This is a genomic window from Streptomyces sp. W16 (assembly GCF_033194735.1).
In the GTDB taxonomy this organism is placed as follows: domain Bacteria; phylum Actinomycetota; class Actinomycetes; order Streptomycetales; family Streptomycetaceae; genus Streptomyces.
In genome coordinates this window covers 1-1844 of the sequence record NZ_JAWOAI010000983.1, presented here as the reverse complement: position 1 = coordinate 1844, position 1844 = coordinate 1, and the positions used below count along the sequence as shown (strand labels likewise).

Here is a 1844-nt window from a genome sequence, read left to right as displayed (position 1 = left end):
CCGCCGCCAGCAGCGCCGTGAACAGGGCGCCCAGGCCCGCGTAGGCGGCCTGTCCCAGCGAGAGCTGGCCGCCGCGCCCGGTGACCACCACCAGGGACAGCAACACCACGCCCAGCGCGGGGACCTGGACCGAGGTGTGCAGGTCCGAGCCCGCGAAGCCGAGCGGGAGCAGGAACAGCACCGCGGCCACGATCCAGGCCCCGGGAGGCGTCGCGACGCGCGCTGTCGCCGTACGGGGGAGTGCGTCCCTCGCACCAAGACCCGGCAGGACCAGCGCCGTGACCAACAGGGCGACCACGAACAGGTTCGCGCCCACGGCCTGTACCAACTGGCCACGCCAGCCGGACAGATGAACCCTCGTCAACTGGCTCTGCCCGACCCCGACACCCAATGCCACCACCACCGCGACCGGCAGGCTCCGCATCCGCGCGGCGACCGCGACCGCCACCACCTCCATGACGAGCAGGGGCAGACCGTACGGGTCCAGGCGAACGAAGGGAGCGAGGAGCACGCCCGTCAGTCCCGCCGTGAAGGACCCGAACGCCCAGCCCGCCGCCGCCACCCGGTCCGCGTCCACCCCGGCCAGCACCGCGAGCTGCCGGTCGTCCACCACGGCCCGCAGCTCCCGTCCGAACCGCGTCCAGCGGATGACCGCCCCGACGCCCGCCGCGAGCACGAGCACCACCGCCAACTGCCCCCACGGGTCGGCCGACACCAGCTCCGGCGCGTCGTCCCGGGCACCCTGCCCCCACACCAGCGCCGCCCCGCCGACCAGCAGCACGAACACCCCGATGGACGCGACCAGGGTCTGCGCCGGATCGCCGCCCAGGACCGACAGCGGCCGGAAGGCGAACCGTTCCAGCACCACCCCGATACCCGGCGCCAGGAACAGCAGCGTGACCACCGCGCCCAGCCACAGCGGCCAGCCCCACCCGACCACGCACTGCCGCAGCACGTACGCGCAGACCATCGCGACCGCGCCGTGCGCGAAGTTGAGGACGCCGGTCGCCCGGTACGTCACGATCAGGCCGATCCCGGTGAGCGCGGCGGCGCTGCCGACCGAGAGGCCGGCGAGGGTGAGGTCGTAGGTGAGGGAGGACATCCCGGGCCTCAGTCGTCGGCTTCGGCGGGCTCGCAGATCGGGCAGGGGCTCAACTCGCCGTTCGCCACCAACTTCGCGTCCACCGGCACCCCTTCGGCCTTCCCGGCGACCAGCGGGCAGTCCGCGCGGTGCCACAACGTGCCGCCGGGCACCATCAGCAGGTCCCCGCTGACCGCCATGGGCGCGGCGAGGGCTTCTGCCGACTCCTCGGCGTCGGCGGGTTCGGAGGCCACGAGAAGGGCGTACAGCTCCTCCACGCGCGCGGTGGCGAGGGCGCTGCGGCCGTGGGCGAGCAGGACCGCGCCGGCGACGATCAGGGCGGCGCCGGGGATCGTGCAGGAGGCCAGGTAGGGGAGTTGCCGTTCGGCGTAGCGCTCGCCGGAGACGCCGTACCAGCCGAGCACGCACAGCACCGCACCCGCGGCGAGCGTGGCCCAGCCGGCCCACAGGACGGGACGCACGGTCCACGGTCGGGCTGTCCGCATTTACGGCTCCCACATGTCATGTGTCTGTCCATGCCGGCCAATGGCTTGCACTATGCCTTCTGACACCCGACCTGAAAACACCGGGCGCGCACGGCCCGGACCGACACCCGGCGGTGAGCCAGATGGTTCTCGGGAGCGACCTCAGGCGAAGGAACGCAAGGACCGCAAGCAACACAAGCAACACAAGCAACACAAGGCGCGGGCGGGGCACGGTAGTCACGGCCGCGGCCCTGGTCCTCGCGCTCGGCCCGGCCCTG

The 1844-nt window shown here is 73.2% G+C and carries 2 protein-coding genes; both read right to left on the bottom strand.

Translation table 11 applies throughout. The features are described from left to right. Window positions 1–1102: branched-chain amino acid ABC transporter permease (locus tag R6V09_RS52215; RefSeq protein WP_317888414.1), on the bottom strand; the 1102-nt coding region annotated here is incomplete at its 3' end. An 8-nt stretch (window positions 1103–1110) separates the two neighbouring features. Next, complete coding sequence (locus R6V09_RS52210; protein WP_317888413.1) at window positions 1111–1587, bottom strand: hypothetical protein; 477 nt, start codon at window positions 1585–1587, stop codon at window positions 1111–1113. Window positions 1588–1844 lie beyond the last annotated feature (257 nt).

Coding starts and splice junctions, on each gene's coding strand:
- R6V09_RS52210 (WP_317888413.1), bottom strand. CDS start 1,587: ATGCGGACAGCCCGACCGTGGACCGTGCGTCCCGTCCTGTGGGCCGGC.